The organism is Salinimicrobium gaetbulicola, from assembly GCF_042676025.1.
Taxonomy (GTDB): Bacteria; Bacteroidota; Bacteroidia; order Flavobacteriales; family Flavobacteriaceae; genus Salinimicrobium; species Salinimicrobium gaetbulicola.
Genome location: NZ_JBHTJP010000034.1, coordinates 63,068 through 86,065, shown reverse-complemented (window position 1 = coordinate 86,065; position 22,998 = coordinate 63,068). Strand labels below are relative to the sequence as shown.

Below are 22,998 nucleotides of genomic sequence, written 5' to 3'. Positions count from 1 at the left end.
TTTTTTTAAGGGCGACTCCTTAAACATTTTATGATAATTATAGGATAATTTTAATATGAGGTTGGATTGTAATAGATTGATTTTAAGGTACATTTATTTAAACCCTACAAAAAAATATAGTGATGGTGCAGTTTGGAATATGGATGTTTGACGAAAAGATGGGAATAATTGGCAGGCCTAAAAAATACCCCGAGATTTTTCTTCACCCAGATAGGATCTGGGATACAAAAGAAACCAGGCTTGGACCTGTATGGAAGTGGCCTGTGCAGTTTGCCAAGCTGGCGTGGTTCACACCTCATGAAGCCGATAATTTTAATAGAACCTTTCTATACGCTCAAAAATGTTTTGAAGGTTTTAATCCTTGGAAATCTCATAATAAGTTCGATATCGATGCCCGAACTATAAAGATCCAAACTGAAGTTTTAAGTGATCATTTCCCGGGCCCTACTGAAGAACTGGATATTCGTAAATAAAAAAAGCAGCCATATGGCTGCTTTTCTTTTTATTGTTTTTCTGGCTTAGGTTTATGTTTTCGGCCCAGGTGGGATTTTGATCCCTTGATGTAAGATTCCCATTGTTTTGAGATATCCATTCCTTTTTCTTTTCCTCCGGCCATAGCCATGAACGCTTTTTCCCATTTAATATCATCGGGGCTCATTTCCCAGTTCAAACTTTCCAAACCTTCTTTCATGTGCCATACAATCATCATATCCCATTCCCCGGTTATCATGTTAAGATGCATTACAGGTCCGTCAGTTCCTGCCTGTTGGGAAGTGGGTATAAAGTATTCGTCAATAATCTTTTTAGCCTCCCCAGATTTTCCAGGATGAAATTTTACATAGGAAACCATATAATATTCAGGGTTCTCATATTTTTTTGGAGTCATTTCTTCTTCCTGGGCCGAAGTGATATTAAAGCAGAACAGTAAGGTTAATATGGCTGCAGTTGATTTAAGCATTTTCATAATAGTAATAGGTTTTATGGTTGAAATTAGATTAACAGTGTGGGTGGGAGGCTTAAATCCTAATTAATTTAATTCTTTTTTGACGTTCATTTTCAGTAGAATAGATCCTTTTCGATAAAATGACTTTTTTTCCTGATGTTATGCAGTATTTTAATGAAAACTTTATAAGTGTCTGATTATTAATTAATTTTTGTGCTAAAATTAATATATTAGATAGACTGATTTCTTTTTCAACTCCCCCAATAAACTTTTAATCTCTTCAAAGAATATGAAAACGAATACTGATTTAATTTCCAGAAAGCTCTTTTTACAACAAATAGGACTTGGAATCACCGCTCTTAGCTCCGGAATGTTTTTTTCTGAAACTCTTTCTGCCGCAGGACTTAACTTGTCTAAAACCACCAGTCCAAAAAAGATTCTGATTATCGGTGGTGGGCTTTCTGGTCTTTCTGCTGCCCGGGCGCTTAAGGATGCAGGGCATGATGTTACACTATTGGAGGCGAGGAATAGGCCAGGAGGAAGAGTATCCACCCTTAGAAAACCTTTTAAAGAAGGATTATATGTCGAAGAAGGAGCAGCCGCTTTTTCCTCCACTTATACCCATGCTTTGAAATATATTGATGAATTCGCACTTGAAAAAATTCCCTGGGCTATGCCGAATGAACCTGTGCTGTATTATATGGACGGGAAATTAATTAAGGTAGGAAATGAGGAGAAAGTAGAATGGCCATATGAACTAACCACTGAAGAAAAGGATCTGGGCCCTATGGGTTTGGTCAAAAAATATTTTATTGACACACTTCCCCCGGAAATTACCGATCCGGAAAAATGGGATCAGCCTCCATTAATACAAATGGATCATTCATCCCTTGCAGATTATATGCGGGAACAGGGTGCAAGTGAAGGTGCAATAAAATTGGTCAAGAATACCATGTGGTTTGCAGCTGTGCCGGGAGAAACCTCCGGATTGTCTATGGCGGTTTCAGACTTTGGGCTGTTTATGGGCGGCTCCCCATTTATTATAAAAGGAGGTAATGATCTTCTTCCTAAAGAATTGGCAAAGAGCTTAGGAGAAACGATCAGGTATGATGTGGAGGTTAAAGGGATTTTAGACCAGGGAGACAAGGTCCTTATAAAAACAAATTCCGATGAAGTGTTTTCTGCCGATAAGGTGATCGTGGCCGTTCCTTTGAAAGTGTTAGATAAAATAACTTTTGAGCCTGTTTTATCTTCTCAAAAAAGGGAGGCTATTAACAGTGTGCCGGTTCTTAATATCACTCGTACTTTTTTAGAGGTTGATAAACCCTTTTGGAAGCAGGACGGACTATCAGGTATGGCTTATACAGATCAATTATTGGGACAAGTGAATGCTTATCATAACTTCATGGATGCGGAAAACGGCCCGGCCATATTGGAAAGTTTTGTTGCGGGAGAGGATGCCAAAAATCTGGGAGAATTAAAGAATGATGAGGTAATTGGCGAAATAAAAAAACAGATGTACAAACTATACCCTCAAATCAATGATCACTTTACCGAAGGATATGTTAAAGCATGGAGTGCAGATCCTTATGCTCTTGGAGGGCCAAGTTGGCCAGCACCAGGTGACGTCACCAATTATTTGAAAGATTTGCAAACTGCTCATGGCAATGTTCATTTTGCAGGAGAACATACCAGTATCTTGCGCAGTACCATGGAAGGGGCTTTACGATCTGGAGTGAGGGCGGCTAATGAAATAGAAATGGGGGAAGATTAATAAAAATCAATTCTTTAAGGAAACTTTAAGAATTGGTTCAGTTTTGGAAGATATATCACAATCACATCTGAGAAATCTTTCATTATGGGACCAATTAAAAAACATCAGGAATCTTTACTTCAAAGGCTGTTAAATAATGAGTATAAACTACCATGGGACTGGTTATACTTTAAATGCCATCTCGTATTTTCTGTTATTGTATTTATAGGAATGATAGTCTTCGTGTGGTGGGTAACATCCTGAAAACAGGAATTATTTAAGTGTTTCTGCGTGCGGAAATTTTCCTCAACAAAATAATAGAATTGGGGAATTAATTCCCATTTTTAAAATTACGTAGTTAATTAATGAGAATTTAAGAGGTTTTCATTATGAAAGTAAATACAAAACGTGGAGCCCTTGTCGATCTGACTTTCTACATCGATTCTTGCGTCGTGTTCTTCCAGGATATTTTTGACTGAATTCATTCCAATTCCCATTCCTTTGTCTTTTTTGGTGTAAAAAGCCTCAAATAAATGATCTATCTGGTCCTCTTCCATGCCCTGTCCATTATCTGCGATCTTAAGTTTGAAATCTGATTTGTGTTCAGAAACTTCAATCTTGATAATACCTTTTCCGGGAACTATTGCCTCACTGGCATTAACAATAATATTGAGAAGGGCGATCTCAAGTTTTTCCTTGTCGGCCAGAATAGGGAATTTTCCATCATATTTCTTGATCACCTTTATTCCTGAAAGGTAAATCCTGTCAGCAGCCTTATGAAGCGTACTTTCGATGATTTCACCAAGATCTTCAGGCTTGAGAACGGCTGGTGTATAATTGGAGGAATTAAGAAGATTAGTGACCAGGTCATTCAGGGTTTTAGTACTCCTTTTTAATATTTCAAAGTAATTGTCCATATCCTGGAAACCTTCGGCCTTGACCTTTTGTTTTAAGACTTCATTCACCATTCCAATACTTGCTAAAGGATTGCGAAGTTCATGGGCAAAAGTACGTGCTATTTCCCCCTGAATGGAAAGTTTTTCTGCCTTAATAAGTGCCTTTTGGGTATTTTTCTGATTGGTGATATTTCTGATCAAAAGAACGTATTCATCTACCCAGTCCTTATCTTTCCTCTGGAATACCTTAGCTCTTACATTGAACCACTCCCAACTTACGGCTTGAAGCTTTAGCCTCACTTCTATATTAAACACCTTTTCTGTAGAAGACTTCAAAAGGCTCTTGTGAAGTTCGATTACTTGTTCTCTATCCCGAGGATGTATGTAAGGCATGACATCCTGGAGTTTTTTACCGGTAATATTTTTACGTGTTAGCCCGGATTCCTTCACCAGATCTTTATTAATATACCTTACCGTATAGGTGTTAAGGTTTATGATCATAATGATATCATGAGTAGCTGTAACCAGCTCATGTTTGAAATGCAAGGTTTCGGCAAGTTCCTGGGCTTTTTCTTTTCTTTCGGTAATATCTTCAACTGTGGTAATTAAAAGATCACCCTGTGCTCGTGCAGTGACCCTAAACCAGTTGCTGAAACCTTCTTTATCGAAAAAGTACTCTTCATCAAAAGGCTTCCCTGTCTTCATAACTTTTTTATAGGCATCGAAAATACCCATCTCAACACCATATTTAGAGGCTTCCTGATAAGTCTGGCCTATAATGTCTTCTTTTAGGAACATTTCATTCAGAACTTTATTGGTTCTTACAAACCTAAAATCATGAACTTTTCCTTTATCATCATACAGCGCCTTTAATACCGCTATACCAAGATAAGTGGTGTCGAATACTGATTGCAGTAGGAGATTAGATTCTTTAAGGTTTTTGTGATGTTTACTGAGTTCTTTTTTTAGTGTTTCTTCCTCAATCTTTTTAGAAGTTATATTCCGAAAGAGCAAACCCACTCGGCCACTTTCTTTTTCTCCCATCTTAAACACGTACATATCCAGCCAGTCTCCTCCTAAATTTTCTGTAGTAAGATCGAACCGAACCGGTTTGCCTGTTTTTGCAACTTTTGAAAATGCTGCTATCAACTTAGATTGAGGATAGGGAACCACTTCCCGCATGGTGCGACCTTCTATGTTGTGGTATTTGATATGATTGATAAAAGATTCATTGGTCTTTGCATATAAATAATCTATTGGCTCTCCTTCCAAATTGTAGATCATATCTACCATGCAAAATCCTTCATCAAGCGAGCTGATGAGGTTATCATATTCATATTTTAAAGAAGCATAATTTGGGTCGATCGTTTGGATCTCATTTCCCGGTTCAAAAACGGGATGCCCCAGGCTTAATACTACAGATTCATTCTCTAAAGGTTGATAAATGCGGTTGGTAAAATGGAATTTCGTCCACTTACCCTCAGAATTTCTGATCCTTATATCGATATTTCTAGTGTTTCCCGGTTTAAGCCCCTTAAGCAGGGAAAGAAAATCTTCCTGATCATCTGGATGCACCAGGTCCTTAAGGAATAATATGTTTTCTAAGTTCTTATTTTCTGCGGTAATGCCACAATAATACTTTCCAGAACTATTAGAAAATTGGATTTTTGAGGTTGTTTGATCAGATAGGATCAGTAGCTGTTTATTTCTAACAATCTGCTCATCAATAGTAGGTAGTTCTGATGTCATGTTCTGAGTTGCTTATGTGAACCTTTTTTAAAAAAGAAAGCTTTTGATAGATTTTAATTAAAACTTTAAAAGGGCAGCTCAATTTACAATCTTAAAGTCTAATATTAAGTTAAATGTTGAAAGACGCTTAATTTACCTCCCGGAAAACATGAAGTTTTTGAAATAGGTTATGAATTTTTGTAAATAAAAAAGGCCGGGGATATCCCAGCCTATAATTCTCGAAGGAAAAAGGTTATTTACCTTTCTGTTGCATGTGTTGTTGCATTTGCTCATACATAAGGGTGTCCCTTTCCATCATTAAAATCATATGTTGTCTCATTTTTTTTCTCCATTCCGGACTTCCTTTCATTGTAGAGTCGCGATCATAAAACATGATCATTCCCTGCATTACAGAATCCATTACTTCAGGTTTGTTCCTCATCATATGGGTAACCTGTTTCCTTCCGTAGAAATTACGCATCATACCTCTGTGGTTTCTCATCCACTCCATGGTATTTTCATTTCCTCTCATTGCATCCATAAATTGTGCAAATAATTCTTCGTCATTGAGGATCTGGTTGAATACTTCATTTTTCTGGTCGGTATCTTCTTTCAGATCAATTCTTTCATCGTCACAGGCAGAAAAAAGTAACAGGCTTAAAAGGCCAAATACAGTCAGTGTGATTTGATGGGTTAAGGTCTTCATAATAAGAATGTTTAGGAAGTAGTACATTTAAAAGAGGGAAGCTATTTAAGATACTAAATAAAACCTTTAGATTTATTCTGAATTACATAATTCAAATAAAAACAGCCTGCATGTTCGACCTATTTCATCTTCCTTTTTCGATCTTTTCTTCAGCCCATTCTTCTTCTTCATCCAAAGGTTCTTCAGGCTCATCATTGAGTTGATCTGCACCGGTCTTGTAATTAAGATCTATGAAAAAAGGAAAATGGTCAGAGCCTATAGAAGGCAGTCTTTTTATTTTGACAAGGGAAAAATCCAGGCTGTGGAACACATGGTCCAGGGGCCATCTAAAAACAGGGATATTCGCATTATAAGTATTGAAAAAGCCTCGCCCTATGCGTGGATCGGCCAGCCCGCTTAATTTCTGAAATAGCCTGGTTGTCCTGGACCATGCTACATCATTCAGGTCACCAAAAACAAGAGTGGCGTCTGCATGGTCAACTTCTTTCCCAACCAGTAGAAGTTCAGCATCCCGGTTTGTAGATGTTTCATCCTCAGTAGGACTCGGGGGCTTGGGATGTAAACAGTGTATATTGATCTTTTGTCCGTCTCTTAAAATAACTTTTCCGTGTATAGAGGGAATCTCATCAGAAATTAGATATTTCACGTGCATATCCTCAAAAGCTAACTTGGAATATAAATGCATTCCGTAGAGGTTATCTTGAGGAATTTTAACAGAGTAAGGATACTTATACTCGACCTGATCCAAATGTTCCTGCCAGGTCTTGTCAGATTCGAGGGTAAGGATTATATCAGGATCCCATTTGTTGATAAGGTCAATCAGCTTGTCGTACTGTTTGTTGGGTGTCAATACGTTGCTAACTAGAATTGAAATGCGGGTATTCTTATTCTTCCCTGTAAAACGATATACTTGTTTGCGGGCAAAAATGGTATAAGGATATATTTTTTTAGCCTGGTAAAGGAAACTCCATATCAGGAGAAAAATAAGTATATAATGCCAGTATTTTGTGAAAGAGAAAATAATACTTACATAGATCACTGCAAATATGATGATCGTGCTGATCTGTAATCTGGGAAAATCAAAAGCTCGTACCCACCATTGGTCAAATTTGGTAAGAGAAGCCAGGGTTGGAAATAAAGCTACAATACAAATGAAAACGGCTAATAATTCAGATATGGTCATAAAACTAATTCGGGCTTTGGAGGTATAAATATACCATTCAATTCTAACTTCTGCCATTGATTGAGAAGTCAATAAGTTAAATGGACATTAAAATTTTTCAAAACAGCCAAAATAAATGGGGCTACATTCATGATGCAGCCCCTGACATTCTTCATATTTAAATCCTATCTATAGGGTTATAGGAAGAAGAACCTCACTTATCTCATGTATAATTCCATTAGAAGCTGAAATGTTTGCATCAAGAATTCCTGCGGTATTCCCAATAGCTATAATCTGACCGTCACTGTTAACCATAAACTTTTCTCCTAACAAAGTTTGAATAGATTTAGTGTTGTTGGAATTGGGAGGAACAACGCTATTTGCAGCTCTTCGTCCGTTGGTAACGTGGTAATATAGAACGTTGGCAACCAATTGAGGGTCAAGGTCGGTAATATCATCTACTCCCAATGTTTCATACAAACGTCCAAATGCTTCATTATTCGGGGCGAATACCGTGAAATCATCATCTTCAGAATTAAACAAGTCTACTAAACCGGCATCGAGTTCTTGATCAACATAGAGTAAAGCACTCACTAGTTCTGAAAATCGGTCATCACCTAAGGCCAATTCTGTGATAGTATAATCGCCGGGGGCGGGGGCAGCATTGCTTTTATCTGGTTTTTCAGCTTTTAAGGCTAAAAAATCAGATTCTTGGTCAGAATTCACATTTTCTTCTTCACAGGAAATTAAAAGAAGACTTAAAAAGCCTACTAATAACAGGTGAATCATAGTTTGCACTCCGTGTAATTTTGCTACATAAGTTTTCATAACATTTTGATTTTAAATTAATTAACGAGTCTAATTTAGTTAAATAAGGCCATTGTTTAAATTAATTAACTAAAATTTAAACATTTTTATGTGTTCATGCGACTGAAGGAGTGTATCTGTTTAATTTAATTTGCAGTTTATAAACCAAGTATTTAGCTACGAGCATTTGGTTGTAGGGAATATTAACAATAATTTAGACCCCGGAAAACCTAATTGCCAATCAATAATTTTATCTTAGAAGTAAATCCAACCTTGAATATGAAAATTACCCTTCTAAATACTTATTCATGGCTACTCTCCTCTCTTTTCTTAGTGTGCGTTATTTCTCCTGTTCAAGCCCAGGATGAACCTGAAGTAGATGTTGGCGGAGCTCTTAGGTTCAATTATAATTTATCATCCTGGAAACCCGAACAAAAACAGCGCGGCGGCGATTTTGGTTATGATGTTTTTCGTATCAACGCCACCGGATCATATAAAGGGGTTAGCCTGAATGCCGAATACAGACTTTATTCCCAAACTTTTGGAGGTGGCATGCTCAAGCAAGGTTGGTTTGGATATAAATTTGGCGAGTTAAACGAACTTCAATTAGGTCTTACCCAGGTTCCCTTCGGACTACAACAGTATAATTCCAATAACTGGTTTTTTAACCTTGGTTATTACATGGGGTTGGAAGACGATCATGATATGGGGGTAAAGTTCATTCATACCGGAGAAAAATTTGAATACCATATTGCCTTTTTTAAGAATGCGGAAGAATTGAATTTCGGAAATAATTCGGCTGTTTCCTTTAGCCGGTATTCCTATGATGTTGCAGGTGCCAACAAAGAAATTAACCAGGGGAACATTAAAGCGGTCTATAAATGGGGTGAGCTCTTTCAGTCACAATTAGGATTTTCCGCACAGTACGGTGGGTTGTACAATCTAGACAAAAAGAAAACAGGGAATCACTGGGGGCTGGCAGCACATTATGAACTCGGTTTTTCTAAATGGAATTTGATGAGCGAATTTATGATCGTAGCTCATAACCCTGAAAATACTCCCGGTACATCTTCAGAAATAATTACCATGGCAGCATACGGAGCACCTTATGAAGTGGCTGCAGATTTTAACCTTTACACTTTCAATATCTCTAGGGACATCCCAGTGTCTTGGGGGCCTGTATCTAACCTTAAGGTATATAATGATTTTGGGTACATGCAAAAGGCAGAATCGTCTTTCGAGGATTCCTTCATGAATGTTACAGGGATTTTGGTTACCTCCGGAAATATTTATACCTATATAGATTATGCGGCAGGATATAATCACTCCTGGTTAGGAGGTAATTTTATTGATGATTTCTCGAGAGGGAATCCAGACGCCAAATGGGAGGCGAGATTTAATATTAATATTGGATATTATTTCTAATTAAGAATTTTAAAAAAGAATATTATGGCTAAGAAAATTGTAAGAAGTGATGAACGCAAGCCGGTAATGGGATTGGATGTGAATGGCCCAGTTTTTTTTACTTCTTCTATTTTTATTATTATAAGTATTGCTCTAACCCTTATTTTTAAAAAGGAGGCAGAAAGTGCTTTTGATTCCATTCAGACCTTTGTAGCAAATAGCGCCGGCTGGTTCTTCGTTTTATGCGTAAACATTTTTCTGATATTTGTTGTTTATCTGGCCTTCAGTAAATTTGGGGAACTTAGGCTGGGAGGGAAGGACGCTAAACCGGAGTTTAAAACCCTTTCCTGGTTCGCCATGTTATTCAGCGCAGGAATGGGGATAGGGCTTCTTTTCTGGAGTATTGCCGAGCCCGTTACGCACTTCATGAATCCGCCCTTAACAGAAGGTGGCACCGCTATGGCAGCAAAAGAAGCTATGGATTTCACTTTTCTCCATTGGGGTTTTCATGCCTGGGGCATCTACACGCTCGTAGGCCTGTCGCTAGCTTATTTTACCTATTCACATGGTCTTCCTCTTACGATTCGATCAGTTTTTTATCCCATTCTCGGGGATAAGATCTACGGAATTGGAGGAGATATCATAGATATTTTCGCTGTACTGGCGACCTTATTCGGATTGGCGACTTCACTGGGATTAGGGGTTCAGCAGATCGCTGCCGGACTGGAACATGTGTTTGGTGTAAGTAGCGGAATTACTACCCAAATTCTGCTTATTGCCGGAATTACTGGAATTGCTACGGCATCGGTTGTCCTGGGGGTAGATAAAGGAGTTAAATTTTTGAGTGAATGGAACATGAGGGTAGCAATATTGCTATTAGTATTAGTTGTTCTTTTGGGACCCACGATCTTCATTTTTCAATCTTTCGTGCAGAATACCGGAAGCTATTTGTATAGTTTCCTTGAAATATCTACCTGGACAGAAAGCTATACCGGTAATAACTGGCAAAATGCCTGGACAGTTTTTTATTGGGGATGGTGGATTGCCTGGTCACCTTTTGTAGGAATGTTCATTGCCCGAATTTCTAAAGGACGAACAATACGTGAATTTATTCTTGGTGTATTGATCGTTCCGTCGTTGATCACTTTCTTTTGGATCTCTGCCTTCGGAAGTACTTCGATCCAACAAGCTCTGACAGGGGACCAAAATATCATTCAGGCGATAGATGATAATGTAGCTACCGCCTTGTTTGTTTTTCTCGAGGATTATCCTTTTGCGGTTATTTTGAATGTCATTGGGGTTATTCTAATTGCCGGATTTTTTGTTACTTCTTCAGATTCAGGATCATTAGTAGTGGATAGTCTTACTTCGGGAGGAAAAATTGATGCTCCCGTTGGTCAAAGAATCTTTTGGGCCGTAACCGAAGGAGCTGTCGCGGCAGTTCTTCTTGTTGGGGGAGGATTACAGGCGCTCCAAACAGCTTCCATCGTCACAGGTCTGCCGTTTGCCCTCATTCTGCTTTTCATGTGTTATTCCCTTTATACCGGCCTTAGAGATGAATATCTGAAGCTTGAGGAACGAAAAGCTCAAAAGGAACTTGAAAGTTATGAAGGTGTGATCTCTGAAATAATCAAGAAAAGATCTGAAAAAAACATAAAAGACAGCTCAAAAAATTCTGAGTCATGAAAAAGATTAAAAATATACTAGTTGCTTTAGACCTTTCAGAAATAGATGAAACATTAATAAAGTATGCCTCCTTTATTGCTGATCGCCTGAAAGCTGAAAATGTCTATTTTGTTCATAATATTAAGAAATATGAAATCTCTGAGCTTTTTTCGGAACATCTTAAAGATGTAAACCTCGATGAAATTATTGGCGAGGAATTAAATGAAAAGGTGGAAGAGCATTTCAAGGCAAATGCGAATTGGGAGGTTTTAATATCAGAAGACCCATATAGTGAATCCCTTATTAAATATATTGCAGATAAATACGCTATCAATCTGGCTATTGTTGGGAATAAGAAACACGAAAAAGGCACAGGGGTAGTTAGTAGTAAATTATTGAGACTGTTGCGCTGTGATATTCTTACGGTACCCAGAAATGCTAAGGTACAAATCGAAACCATCTGGGCGGGAACCGATTTTTCACATGATTCCCGAAAAGTGTTTAGAGTAACAAAAGATCTTCAGGAAGGACATGATACTCAGTTGAAAATGGTTCACGTTTACAGCGTTCCTGTACAATTTTCACCCTACGTATCAGCAGATTCTATGGCACCTAAAGTAGAGAAACACGTGGGAGAGAAGTTTGATAAATTCCTGAAAAAACTCAATTATTCAGAGCCTATTGAGCCTTTGAGCTTTTTAGGGAGAGAATCTGGGGCTGCAAGAAAGATCTTAAACAATATCGATCCGTCAAAAGTAGATTTACTTGTGGTTTCTGATAAAGGAGGGAATACCTTTTCTCCCTTTGCCGTAGGTAGTGTTACTGAAGAACTTTTTAACGCCAATCTCGAAATTCCATTATGGGTCGTTAAATAAAGGAGTTGAAATTCTTAATAAATTTTTCAATAAATTGATTTTTATCAAAAATTATTAAATTTTTTATCATTATGTAATCATGGTTAGATTCTGATTTCCTCGAATTTTTGTTAAATTCGTGTTATGAATATCTTAAAATCATACTGCGGCACTTTAATCCTGTTCTTTTTTATCCTGGGAAGTTGTGAGAAAGAAGAAGCAGTACCGCAGCAAAATAATGAAGTTGAACCGCATTCAGCTTTAGACTACTATAATAAAGGTCTGGATACCAGAGATCCTGATGAAAAACTTCATTTTTACAATGAAGGGTTGAAGGTGGTCAAAGGGATCGAGGATACGATGCTGGTATCTCTCTTGGAAGGCAAAGCCTACGCCTTTTTTAAAAAGAGAAATATAGATTCTGCTTCAAAAGTCATTGACAGTCTCCTGATTGCCGCGGAGATCCAGAAAGACACTTTTTTTCTATCTAAGGGATTGTATCGTAAAAGTTTAGTATTCAGGTATCTTAATCAACCAGATCTTTCGTTTGAATATGCTTTTAAGGCACGAAGGTTGAACCTTAGAGCAGGCGACACTGCATTGGCCGCCAGAAGAAGCTTTGATATGGCTAATGCTCAAATTGAAATGGGCGATTATACCGGGAGCCAGGTTTCGGCTACAGAGGCCCTTAAATATTTAAACCCGAAGTTTAATGCCCAAATTGAAATGGGCGATAATACCGGGAGCCAGGTTTCGGCTACAGAGGCCCTTAAATATTTAAACCCGGAGTTCGACTCCATTTTTATGAGTGCCACTTATAACCTGATAGGGTTGGCATATCTGGACCAGGGGTTTTACCAGGAGGCTATTAAGGAATACAACAATGCCCTGGAATATGCTGTCCGCACAAAAGACAGTCTTACCTTTCGGCATAATATAGCTATCGCTCTTAAAAACCAGGGGAAATATGATGAGGCCATTGAGATCCTGGAAGAGATCGTGAAATCAGATTACCCTGATAGTATTTCCAAAAGCCGCTATATAGATAACCTTGCTTTTGCTTACTGGACCAAAGATCCTTCCGCTCAAATTGACTCCCTGCTTTTTGAGGCCCTGGAGATGAGAAAGCAACTCAATGACCTGGAAGGGCTTCATTCCAGTTATGACCACCTTGCAGATTATTTTCAGGAAAAGGATGAGAAAAGAGCCTTGGACTATGCGAGGAAAAGTTATGAGACCGCTGCAGCTGCTACTGCCTATTCAGCAGAATTAAAGGCCTTAAAAAAATTGATTCCGCTGGTAGATGAAAATGAAAAATCAGCCTATATAGAAAGATATGTTTACCTGGATGATAGCCTGGACAAGGCTTCCTCAAAAGCAAAATATCATTTTGCGAAAGTTAGATATGATGAAGAACAGAAGGAGGAAGAGATCTTTCATTTAGAAGTGAAGAATTTTAATCAGGCCCTGGAAGCGGAAAGACTTCAAAGCCGGAACATCATCTACCTGTTGAGTATTTTGGTAGTCTTATTAGTGGCCGGGCTGTTGCTATACTCGACCATCCAAAGGAATAAACGAAAAAGACTGAAGGAGATCTATTTGACCGAAAGCCGGATGTCAAAAAGGATCCATGATGAACTGGCCAACGAGGTCTACAACCTGATGAGTAAGTTTGAGGCTAAAGGAGATGCAGAAACCGTTCATACGCTGGATCTGATTTATCGGAAAACCAGGGATATTTCCCGGGAGATCTCTCAAATAGATACAGGTGAGAATTTTGACAAAGCTTTGATCTCTAATTTAAGTTCAAATGCCGGAGAGGCTAAGTTAATCCTGCGGGGGGAAAATGCCGTGGACTGGGGAAAAGTTTCCGAAGAAAAAAAGATCGTGATCTACAGGGTTTTACAGGAATTATTGGTGAATATGAAAAAGCATAGTGATGCTTCATTTGTTGCCATTGCTTTTAACCTAACCGGGAATCACCTTTACATAAATTACTCAGATAACGGAAAAGGAATGGTGCAGGAAGAGACCCGTTATGGAAATGGGTTTATGAACATTCAATACCGCTTGAACAAGGTTAATGGTGAAATTTCTTATGATACTGAGCCGGGTAAAGGGTTTAAGGCGAGTATTGACATGAGGATTTAGATTTTATATAATGTTAAATATCGCTCAAAATTATTTTGTAAGGATTTGAAAATCATATATTAACGTATCAAATTCTTATCCTTATGAAAATATCTTTTCTCAATGCCAGTCATTATCTCCTTATATTTTTATTCCTTCCATTTGTTTTTATTTCGTGTAAACAAGATAGTGAAGTCCGGGATACCGCCTTCAAGGTGGAGAAGGTAGATAGCCAAAATTCAGTAGTTGGAAATGAAACCTTTTTCGAAGTTAGAGAAGATACTCATGTTTTAGTAACAGTCGATACCGAAAATATTTCCGAAGAAACAAAGAATGAAAATGTTTTTATAACCGATGACCGAAGTGACCCTTCCCAGAATAGTGAAAAACCCGGTGAACATATAGCATTAGTTGATAAGAATCAAAAGATTTATTGGCGAGGGGAACCTAAAGATCCTTCTGCAAACGTAAGCGTAGATATCGTTGAGATACGAAGAAAAGCCGACGGTGGTGCTGAGATCCTGGAAGCGGTATTTCGTGATCCAAATAAAGATGGGATCATAATTGGAAAGATCAAGAATAAAAAAGTGAGCGGTTTGGAATACTACAATATCGTGATTCGTATAAACGGAGAGTCTACCCAAACCTTTGTAATTGATCCTAAAATCCAAATGTCTGGTAATTAATCTTTACAGCGGGATACGAGGATAGTTCTGAATTTCCTGTTCCTTTTCTTCCTTTATTAAAATAATACGGCTGGGACGATGTTGCCTGGCGATTTTTCGGGCCCCGCTGGTAGCGTCTTCCTCCTTTTCAAAAATATCCAGAATGTTATCCTGATAATCTAAAATCTGCCATTTGTCTTCATTTTTTTCAAATTTAATACGATACGTCCGCTCATGGATGACCTCTTCTTTTCCTTTTATTAAATCAAGAATGATCTTTCCGTCGCTAAAATTACCGTCAGGATAGGGCATTGGTAAAACAGAAAAAAATATATAGTATAGAGAGAAATAGGTAAATTGATAGGTGACTATTCCTGATCTTACTAACTCACTTTCAACCATCAAAATAACTGCTATTGTACTAAGTAGATTGAAAAGTATACCTCCTGAAAAGATCAAAATATTGGCTATTTTTTCCTTTCGTTTGATGTTTTCGAAAGTACAGAAGCCATACCAGAAGTAATATTGACGCACTTCAATAATTCCTGCTGTAAAAATCGATTTTCCACTTCCTATAATTACTCTTATGTTCTTTCCTCCCATCAACCAGGCAAAGAAGATATGTCCGGCTTCATGTAGAATTGAAATAATGGGGAGGACCAGAAAGAAGGCGAGTAAGAATTTTGGAATATCCTGAAGACCAAACATTTAATGTGTTTTTCAATGTGTTTCTTCCCTGAAATTACTATAGGCTCTCCTGTTTTGAAAATGTTTTAACACAATCTCTACATCAATTCTTAAGTGTTTAATTCTTTATTATAATTTTCATATTTTAAAAAGCATTAGTTTCGTACCCTAAAAATTATATTATGGCAGCAACAAAAATTACAGTAAACAATAATGGATCTCTAATTATTGACGGAGATTTTGAGATAGTTGATAAAAATGGAAATACTTATGATTTAGGAGGGAGAGACAAAGTGACTCTATGCCGCTGCGGGCTTTCCAAAAATAAGCCTTTCTGTGACGGTTCTCACCGAAATCATTTTGAACACGAAGCCGTTGCGTTTGCTTTGCCTCCTAAGAAGTAATATATTTTATACAGTTGCAGGGAGGTTTCATTAATGATCTTTAATCATCATTACTTGATACCTGGGCGTGATTTAAAACGGCAACCAGGATCACACCTCCCAGCACATTTCCAATCAGAGCAGGGACTAAGTATCCACCCAAAACATTTGCCCAGGAGGTAGTTCCGGAAAAGGCCAGTACAAATGTTTCTGCAGATCCTGCTATCACATGACTGAATTCTCCGATCCCTACGATCCAGGTAATAATTATGATCACCCAAACCCTTGCCGTTTCCGCAAAAGGGAGTAACCATACCATTAGAGCAATGAGCCATCCTGCCAGGATTCCGCGGAGCAGTATAGTAAAGAAGTCTGGTGCTATGGCCTTTTTTCCCAGCTCTTTAAAAGCTTCTCTCACTTCGGGCTGAAAAGCATTGGTTTCTGATGAGATCAGCGCAATAACAAAGACTCCCAGTAGATTCGCTATTAGTACAACCCCCCAAAGTCGTAAGACATTCTTTAATGTCTTTAGATCCTTCCGATGCAATAAGGGTAGAACAGGAGTAAGGGTGTTTTCTGTGAAAAGTTGTTGCCGGGCCAGGATGATGGCCAGAAAACCTATGCTGTATCCAAAATTGGACACTAAAGGTTCCCAACCGGCTTCGGGCAAATAGGCATGAAGAATTCCTTCTGTGATCATAGAAAGGCCCATAGTTAAGCCTGCTGCGAAGCCTGACCAGAAAAGGGCAGTAGAAGGTCTCTTCAGTTCCGATTCTGCTTCCTTAAAAATAGTATCGTGCACAACCGTCGCCGAGGGCGCCTGCCGTCTTTCGGTCTCTGTAAAAAAATCTTCTCCTTCCGGCATACCAAAGGTTTTGTTTTAAGGTAGTGCAGTCAATTTAGCGGGAAAAACTTTTAACAAAACTATAGTTAAAGTGCATATTGTGTTCCGAGCATCATTAAGATCAGAACCTTAGCTAAAAATGGAAAAATTTGTGAATATCTCTTAGCCTAATTATTTAGGTATCCTGCGGAATGGATCTATATTTGGCACCCCAAAAAAAATATAGTTATGAGCGTAATATGGTATGAGTGTAAGGTGAAATACAGAAAAACACATGAAACAGGAGAGCAAAAGGTGACTACAGATACTTATTTGTTAGATGCCGTATCCTATACAGAAGCTGAATCCAGGATCACCGAAGAGATGAAGGCTTACACCAATGAAGATTTCAGAATTATGAACATTAAGGTCGCGAATTTTTCTGAAGTACATCCTTTTGAAAATTCAGATCGCTGGTTCAAATCAAAGGTTTCTTTGGTAGCCCTTGATGAGGAAAGCGGAAAAGAAAGAAAGACCAATATTTATCTATTGGTGCAGGCCAATGATGTGAAAGAGGCTTTCGAAAATACTACCAAAGCTATGGAGAGTACAATGGGTGATTATTCGATTCCGGCAATTACTGAATCCCCTATCCTGGATGTTTTTCCTTATTTTACCGGGGAAGAAGAGCAGTTGGAGAAGTTTGGGGTGGTAGAGAATGCTGAAGCTTCAGAAGAAATGAACGTTGAAGGAGAAATTTAAACCCTGATTACCTTAAAATTAAGACAACAATAAAAAGCACTTCCTCAGGAAGTGCTTTTTTAGTTTAAAGACGCGAAAGTCAGTTGGCCTGTTCCTCGTAACTGAGTTTGGATTTTTTTTTCCCGGGATGATTACTGGCCTTGTTCAAAATAATGATAAAAGAAGTGCCTTCGTCGTTACTTTCCACGGAAACATTTCCACCATGAGCCTCGGCCACGATCTTAACCAGGCTTAAACCCATTCCCCAACTTTTTAGTTCCCCTTTCTCCTGGTCTGCTGAATTCAGGAATTTAAAAATGTCCTTCTGCCGTTCTTCCGGGATAGGTTTACCTTCATTGTAAACGCGAATGTTCACCAGGTCTCCAGCCTGGTCTACCTTTATTTTTACCGGGGTATTTTTAGCACCATGTTTAATGGCGTTGGTCACTAAATTCTCGAGGACCCTTCTTATGGCTGTCCCGTCAAATACACCCCTGATCACTTTCTGTGTGGTCTCAAGAGTAATGTCATTACTGTATATTTCTGAAGCTTCGTTGAAAACCCAGGTAACATCAGTCATTAGGTCAGTATCTTCAAAATTGAAGGTGATGCCGTCTCCGGCTTTCAGACTGATAGAATCTAACAGTCCTTCAATTAATTCCATCGAATGTTTTAAGCTTCTTAAAGTCAGCTTTTTTATTTTTTCAAATCTCTCGGGGCCATCTTCATAAGATAAAGAGTTTATACCGAGATAGGCGGCCGAGATGGGGTTCTTTATATCATGTGCAAGGGTTCCGGTAAGTTTCTCACGCATGGCCTGAAGGGAATTACTAAAGGATTTCGCGGTGTTGAACATGGCAGTTTCGAGGGTGTATTTGAGAAGGATACCTACTTCGATATTATAATGATTATGCTGCCTTAAGTTTTCAGTTATAACCCTGTGGAAAACTATTAATTCCTGGAGGATCTGACCAACATCGTATGCAGATGAGCTGGCGCGATGCCTACCATGATCGATACTATTGTTAATGATCTCCTCGAACTTCTCATTGTTTTTGACCTCCTCAAAGTCATTGTACCGCTCCATGATCTCAGCGATATCACTTAAAACATGGGGTAGTTGATTACGCAGGGCCAGGCTGTTCGTTTCCCTGGAGGCCTCGATTTCCTTTTTAACCGTATTTTCCCATTCTTCAATGATCTCCTCATTATGATCCCTGATGTATTGAGCTGCATTTTTCATTTTTCCGGAATTTATTTAAAGTTAAGAAATATCTACGAGTAATTGGGAGAACTATTTACTGTCAGCGTTGACTTATTTTCAGTTAATAAACATTTAATAACTTGTATTGTAGGAAATTTCAACATATTAGGTTTTAGAATAGTTTTGGAGAAACTATTTCTAATCTAAAAACAACAACATGAAAAACCTCTACATTTTCAAAAGCCTGTTCCTGTTGCAGGTATTCTTTTTATTCCATTCCTGCTCGCCTGGTGATGATCTGGCTTCTGAGGAAATTTACAGTTTAAACTTCACGATAGATGTCTCCGGAAATTATTTTGAAAATTTCGAAAATGCCTTCAAAAACTCCTACACAGGTGAGGAAGTAGTCTTTTCTGACGGAACCTGGTATTTTGAGGACGCCCTGTTAGGGTTTCTTTCATCTGATGCTAAAAATGGTTCCCAGTCTGTGCGGATGCGAGGTGCCGGAAAGATCACTATGAATTTTGACCTTCCCGATGGTGCCGATAATGTGAGTTTGAGTTATGCCAAATTTGGCAGAGACCGGACCACAAGCTTTAGTCTTTTTTACTCCACCGATGCGGGGGTGACCTGGATACAGAGTGGCAGTGAGATCACTGTAAAGAATAAAAATTTACAAAGCGAAATATTTCCCATTAATACCGGGGGTAACATTCGTTTTGAGATAAGAAAAACTGACGGTTCTTCAGAACGACTGAATATTGACGATATTCTTGTAGAACCATATAGCGGGGTAGTACCGGGACCGTTAGTTGATATTACTGAAGATTACGAGACCGGCTCCAAAGGAAGCTATTCTGCCGGGCTGGTAGAATTGCCTTCAGGAACCTGGTATCTGGAAGAAGCTCTTATCGGCTCTCTTGACAATGACCGTAAAACGGGAACCAAATCGGTAAGAATCCGCGACCTTGGTGTTCTTCAAATGAATTATGATGTAATTGGGGCTGCTTCTGTAAGTTTCAACCATGCGGTCTATGGAACTGATGCTTCCAGTAGCTGGGAGTTACAGGCTTCTGAAGATTCAGGGGCTACCTGGGCCAGGGTTGGAGCAATTCAGAACTCCACTTCCACCAACCTTGAAAACGTGAGTTACAGCGTTAATTATTCAGGAAATGTACGTTTCAGAATCGTAAAACTTTCAGGAAACGGTGACCGAATCAACATTGACGATTTTACAATCTTCGGAACTGCAGATACCTCCGGAGGTGGAGGTTCCGGCAGCGGTGGTGGCACAGGATTATCAGGAGACGTGCATTTTACAATGGGCAATCCTTCCGGGGCTGTTACAGATACCGGTTTTCCTAATAACTATCTTCTGGAGAGAGAAGAATATGTGATGTCTTATAGCCGTGATAAAGGGACCGCGAATTGGGTGAGCTGGCATTTGGACGAAGCCTGGCTGGGAAGTGCTCCAAGACAGGACGACTTCAGGGCCGACAGCAGCCTGCCTTCCGGATGGTACCAGGTAAGCGCAACCGACTACCAATACAGCGGATTTGATCGTGGGCATATGTGTCCTTCAGCCGACAGAACTCTTTCTGTTGATGACAATAGCAATACGTTTTTCATGACCAACATGATCCCGCAGGCTCCAAATAATAACAGGATCGGATGGGCCAGTTTAGAGAGTTACTGCCGTTCAATGCTGAGCGGGGGGTACGAGATCTATATAATTTCAGGCGGTTACGGAATAGGAGGGGATGGCTCTGCCGGTGCTGCAGACTATATCGCTAACGGAATGGTGCAGGTGCCCTCCAATACCTGGAAAGTGATCATGATCCTTCCTGATGGAGATGATGACGTGAACAGGGTAACGACTTCCACACAAATTATTGCGGTTGACATGCCTAACAGTCAGAGTGTTTCTTCAGACTGGACTTTGTATCAAACCAGTGTGGACCAGATCGAGGCCGCCACAGGTTATGATTTCTTTGACCTGGTACCCGATAATATTGAAGATGTGATCGAGGCTGCTACCAGTAGCATATAATCTAAAAAAAACAAATATTGATAAAGGAAAAACACGCTCGAAAGGGCGTGTTTTTTTTGTAGTGCAGCATCCCTTTGGATGCTGAATTTTCATTTTATCTGAACTCTGTTGAACTCATGTTGTCTAAAGATATGTTTGCGAGAATTCACCGGTCTTTCATTGTTTCGCTAAGAAAGATCACGGCTTATAGCAACTATCACGTTGAGCTGGGAAAGGTGGAAATCCCTATTGGTCGGAAATATAAAGGAACCTTCCGCAGATGGGAGTTCTAAACAATATGGAATTGGGTATTTAAAAAAGGTGATCCATCCCTTTATCTTAATTAAAGCCGAAAGGTGGAATTCATCTCTATTTTTGAATACCAGATCTTTTTATCCTTCCAAAGTAGAATACTTCCGTCTTCTTCCGTCGGAAAGCCTTTATCAACATGTTTATCTATTACCTCATCATTTTTATTGGTAATGACCCAGAAAGTGGTGGGTTTGTTATCTGAAGTTTTCCTGACCCTGATATGTTGTGTCCACTGGTCATTGTCTGATTTATACTCCAGCTTAACAGCTGCTTCCTTTTCCTTCATTGTAATTTCAAATCCGGCGGGGTTATGGGTTTTTAAAGTTCCCAGATAGGATGTTTTTTTTAACTGGATCTTTTTATCTGATTCTTCCGCTTCAATGCCGGAATAATTGTAGATATGATTTCTCTTTAACATCAGATCCTTTAAGGGCGATTGCCCGTTCAGGGTTATAAGGACAGAGGTCAGGGAATCATTTTTGGTAGTGACAATATTTGCCTGGGGATAACTATATATACCCCTGGAAGTTAGTTCTTCAGATAACTGTTGATTCTGCTTTTTTAATACCTGTAGTTCCTCCTCAATTTCTCCCATTTTCCTTGAAAATTTCTCTTCAGTTGCTGAAACGGCCAGCAAATTCCCGAAATAAAAAAAGAGTGCGGCAACTCCAATTAAATAAATGGACCACATGAAATCAGAATTAATTTTCATAATGGGGGTTTTCTAAATTCGTATCCAAGATAAGATTTTAGTCAGGTATTTTATAAAATTTTCCGGGTTTTGATGAATTGCAGGGTAAAGCACTCTCAATAAACTAAATGGTAAGACTATGACGGCTTAAAAATAAGTTCGGGAGATAGCATTTTTAACACCGCTTTTTTAAGTGTCATTGTGGGGCTACGGGAGTACCAAGGTTCTAAAAGGCAATTGAACCTAAATCCTAAAATAATTCCGGATAAGGCAGTTCTGTTGGCGTTTGATCAATGGTAGTCTCCTTATTGACAAATCTTTTAACACCTCCTACAGTTGAAAATAGTAACTTTTGTAAAGCAGGGACAACCGAAGGAGAAAATATAGATTGTTCTACAAGCTGGAGGAACAATTGGAGATTCCCATGTTCCTGCCGGAAATAGCCTGGCTTTTCTTTTTTATTCTCGAACTGGTGAATCCTTCAATATAAAAGTAACCTGGTTCGTACTCGTTAATTTAAGATGGGAAACATCTGTGTGAATACAAAAAGCATGCTCCGGTCTCCTGTTTTTAGGGATTCTTAACTGGAACGCCCGGAGCCCTGCTTCTATGCACACAAAAATGAGGATCTCTCCGGCTTTAGTAACTGCTCATTTCGGGATTCAGTTTATATATATAAGCCCATCTCTCCTCCAGCGTGTCAAACCAAACATCCCACAGTTCCTGCGCTTTTTCTTCTCCCACGGCATCTGTGTATATCTTTGCCGGACTATCTCTTTTAATGTCAATGTCGGCATATCCCTTATAGGGTTCTACCACCATGAAGTTGGGAGTATCGGGCGCGCCAAGACGAAAGTTATACCAGAGGCCGCGAGGTGATCCCTCCTTTTTCTTAATAGCATTGGTAACTTCCCGAATTACTTCTTTAAAGGTATATTCATTACGTACGTTGAAGTAGGTCACCCAAATGTACTTAGTATCTTCGGGCGTACTTCTGCTTACTTCCGGCATAGTGCTGGCTACCCTGGAATTGACTTTTTCAATGTGAGGCAGGATATGATTCAATAGCGCTATATAACATTCATTATCTACATCGCCTTTGTTTTCCATTTCGCCCCAGGTGGAAATGGTGCCGGCCATGATATACACCTGGCCTTCTCCCTGTTGCCTGCTCCACATACTCCATTTCTCCTCTCCATTATGTTTGAGGTAACATTCTTTCCATTTCTTCACACCTTCTATAAACTGGGAATTATGTCCTTGTTTGACAGTAATTTCAGTAGTTGTCAAGATCTCACCTGCACTTGCTCCATTTTGTGCTGAAAGCACTCCTGTTCCAAAAATCGCTACCACCAGGGTGGTAATAAAAATTCTCATCGTTCTCATAACATCATTTTTTAGGATACACATCTAAG

The 22,998-nt window shown here is 39.0% G+C and carries 21 protein-coding genes; 11 read left to right on the top strand and 10 right to left on the bottom strand.

Going from position 1 to position 22,998, the window contains the following annotated elements; all coding sequences use genetic code 11:
• The first annotated feature begins 122 nt into the window (after positions 1-122).
• Positions 123-473: a hypothetical protein gene (locus tag ACFQ1G_RS08665; protein ID WP_380738642.1), complete on the top strand. Its 351-nt coding sequence runs from the start codon at positions 123-125 to the stop codon at positions 471-473.
• A gap of 29 nt (positions 474-502) precedes the next feature.
• On the opposite strand, the gene ACFQ1G_RS08660 is transcribed toward ACFQ1G_RS08665, so the two are convergent.
• On the bottom strand, positions 503-964 hold the full coding sequence (locus tag ACFQ1G_RS08660; RefSeq protein ID WP_380738640.1) for a hypothetical protein: 462 nt from the start codon (positions 962-964) through the stop codon (positions 503-505).
• A 268-nt stretch (positions 965-1,232) separates the two neighbouring features.
• Between ACFQ1G_RS08660 and ACFQ1G_RS08655 the strand changes: the two genes are divergently transcribed.
• Positions 1,233-2,717 carry a flavin monoamine oxidase family protein gene (locus ACFQ1G_RS08655; protein ID WP_380738638.1) on the top strand — a complete coding sequence of 495 codons (1,485 nt, stop codon included), beginning with the start codon at positions 1,233-1,235 and terminating at the stop codon, positions 2,715-2,717.
• Between the two features lie 341 nt (positions 2,718-3,058).
• Here the strand turns inward: ACFQ1G_RS08655 and ACFQ1G_RS08650 are convergent, their stop codons facing one another.
• The 4 genes from ACFQ1G_RS08650 to ACFQ1G_RS08635 form a co-directional block, all read right to left on the bottom strand.
• Positions 3,059-5,341: an ATP-binding protein gene (locus ACFQ1G_RS08650; protein WP_380738636.1), complete on the bottom strand. Its 2,283-nt coding sequence runs from the start codon at positions 5,339-5,341 to the stop codon at positions 3,059-3,061.
• Between the two features lie 232 nt (positions 5,342-5,573).
• Positions 5,574-6,026, bottom strand: a complete 453-nt coding sequence (locus ACFQ1G_RS08645) for a hypothetical protein (protein ID WP_380738634.1) — start codon at positions 6,024-6,026, stop codon at positions 5,574-5,576.
• 124 nt (positions 6,027-6,150) lie between these two features.
• The gene (locus ACFQ1G_RS08640; protein WP_380738632.1) at positions 6,151-7,266 is read right to left on the bottom strand and encodes an endonuclease/exonuclease/phosphatase family protein; all 1,116 of its coding nucleotides are present in this window, start codon (positions 7,264-7,266) and stop codon (positions 6,151-6,153) included.
• 111 nt (positions 7,267-7,377) lie between these two features.
• On the bottom strand, positions 7,378-8,016 hold the full coding sequence (locus tag ACFQ1G_RS08635) for a fasciclin domain-containing protein (RefSeq protein WP_380738630.1): 639 nt from the start codon (positions 8,014-8,016) through the stop codon (positions 7,378-7,380).
• A 258-nt stretch (positions 8,017-8,274) separates the two neighbouring features.
• Between ACFQ1G_RS08635 and ACFQ1G_RS08630 the strand changes: the two genes are divergently transcribed.
• The 5 genes from ACFQ1G_RS08630 (at position 8,275) to ACFQ1G_RS08610 (ending at position 14,734) form a co-directional block, all read left to right on the top strand.
• Entirely contained in the window at positions 8,275-9,420 is a 1,146-nt protein-coding gene (locus ACFQ1G_RS08630; protein WP_380738628.1) for a hypothetical protein, read from the top strand.
• A 24-nt stretch (positions 9,421-9,444) separates the two neighbouring features.
• Positions 9,445-11,085 carry a BCCT family transporter gene (locus tag ACFQ1G_RS08625; RefSeq protein WP_380738626.1) on the top strand — a complete coding sequence of 547 codons (1,641 nt, stop codon included), beginning with the start codon at positions 9,445-9,447 and terminating at the stop codon, positions 11,083-11,085.
• Positions 11,082-11,939 (top strand): universal stress protein, encoded by an 858-nt coding sequence (locus ACFQ1G_RS08620; RefSeq protein WP_380738624.1) that lies wholly within the window; start codon positions 11,082-11,084, stop codon positions 11,937-11,939. Before ACFQ1G_RS08625 ends, ACFQ1G_RS08620 begins: the two co-directional genes overlap by 4 nt.
• 123 nt (positions 11,940-12,062) lie before the next feature.
• Positions 12,063-14,069: a tetratricopeptide repeat-containing sensor histidine kinase gene (locus tag ACFQ1G_RS08615; protein WP_380738622.1), complete on the top strand. Its 2,007-nt coding sequence runs from the start codon at positions 12,063-12,065 to the stop codon at positions 14,067-14,069.
• An 83-nt stretch (positions 14,070-14,152) separates the two neighbouring features.
• Positions 14,153-14,734: a hypothetical protein gene (locus ACFQ1G_RS08610; protein ID WP_380738620.1), complete on the top strand. Its 582-nt coding sequence runs from the start codon at positions 14,153-14,155 to the stop codon at positions 14,732-14,734.
• A 3-nt stretch (positions 14,735-14,737) separates the two neighbouring features.
• Here the strand turns inward: ACFQ1G_RS08610 and ACFQ1G_RS08605 are convergent, their stop codons facing one another.
• The gene (locus ACFQ1G_RS08605; protein WP_380738618.1) at positions 14,738-15,421 is read right to left on the bottom strand and encodes a site-2 protease family protein; all 684 of its coding nucleotides are present in this window, start codon (positions 15,419-15,421) and stop codon (positions 14,738-14,740) included.
• Between the two features lie 161 nt (positions 15,422-15,582).
• Between ACFQ1G_RS08605 and ACFQ1G_RS08600 the strand changes: the two genes are divergently transcribed.
• Positions 15,583-15,804 (top strand): CDGSH iron-sulfur domain-containing protein, encoded by a 222-nt coding sequence (locus tag ACFQ1G_RS08600; RefSeq protein ID WP_380738617.1) that lies wholly within the window; start codon positions 15,583-15,585, stop codon positions 15,802-15,804.
• A gap of 40 nt (positions 15,805-15,844) precedes the next feature.
• Here the strand turns inward: ACFQ1G_RS08600 and ACFQ1G_RS08595 are convergent, their stop codons facing one another.
• Positions 15,845-16,648, bottom strand: coding sequence for a formate/nitrite transporter family protein (locus ACFQ1G_RS08595; RefSeq protein ID WP_380738615.1), 804 nt, complete (start codon positions 16,646-16,648; stop codon positions 15,845-15,847).
• Positions 16,649-16,855: 207 nt separating this feature from the next.
• Here ACFQ1G_RS08595 and ACFQ1G_RS08590 point away from each other — a divergent pair, with 207 nt between their 5' ends.
• Positions 16,856-17,368, top strand: coding sequence for a DUF4494 domain-containing protein (locus ACFQ1G_RS08590; RefSeq protein WP_380738613.1), 513 nt, complete (start codon positions 16,856-16,858; stop codon positions 17,366-17,368).
• A 79-nt stretch (positions 17,369-17,447) separates the two neighbouring features.
• Here the strand turns inward: ACFQ1G_RS08590 and ACFQ1G_RS08585 are convergent, their stop codons facing one another.
• Positions 17,448-18,590, bottom strand: coding sequence for a sensor histidine kinase (locus ACFQ1G_RS08585; protein ID WP_380738611.1), 1,143 nt, complete (start codon positions 18,588-18,590; stop codon positions 17,448-17,450).
• A 178-nt stretch (positions 18,591-18,768) separates the two neighbouring features.
• Here ACFQ1G_RS08585 and ACFQ1G_RS08580 point away from each other — a divergent pair, with 178 nt between their 5' ends.
• Both ACFQ1G_RS08580 and ACFQ1G_RS08575 read left to right on the top strand, forming a co-directional pair.
• Entirely contained in the window at positions 18,769-20,601 is a 1,833-nt protein-coding gene (locus ACFQ1G_RS08580) for a DNA/RNA non-specific endonuclease (RefSeq protein ID WP_380738610.1), read from the top strand.
• Between the two features lie 74 nt (positions 20,602-20,675).
• Entirely contained in the window at positions 20,676-20,873 is a 198-nt protein-coding gene (locus ACFQ1G_RS08575; protein ID WP_380738608.1) for a LytTR family transcriptional regulator DNA-binding domain-containing protein, read from the top strand.
• A gap of 50 nt (positions 20,874-20,923) precedes the next feature.
• Here the strand turns inward: ACFQ1G_RS08575 and ACFQ1G_RS08570 are convergent, their stop codons facing one another.
• Both ACFQ1G_RS08570 and ACFQ1G_RS08565 read right to left on the bottom strand, forming a co-directional pair.
• Entirely contained in the window at positions 20,924-21,604 is a 681-nt protein-coding gene (locus ACFQ1G_RS08570; protein WP_380738606.1) for a hypothetical protein, read from the bottom strand.
• A gap of 618 nt (positions 21,605-22,222) precedes the next feature.
• Complete coding sequence (locus ACFQ1G_RS08565) at positions 22,223-22,969, bottom strand: hypothetical protein (RefSeq protein ID WP_380738604.1); 747 nt, start codon at positions 22,967-22,969, stop codon at positions 22,223-22,225.
• Positions 22,970-22,998 lie beyond the last annotated feature (29 nt).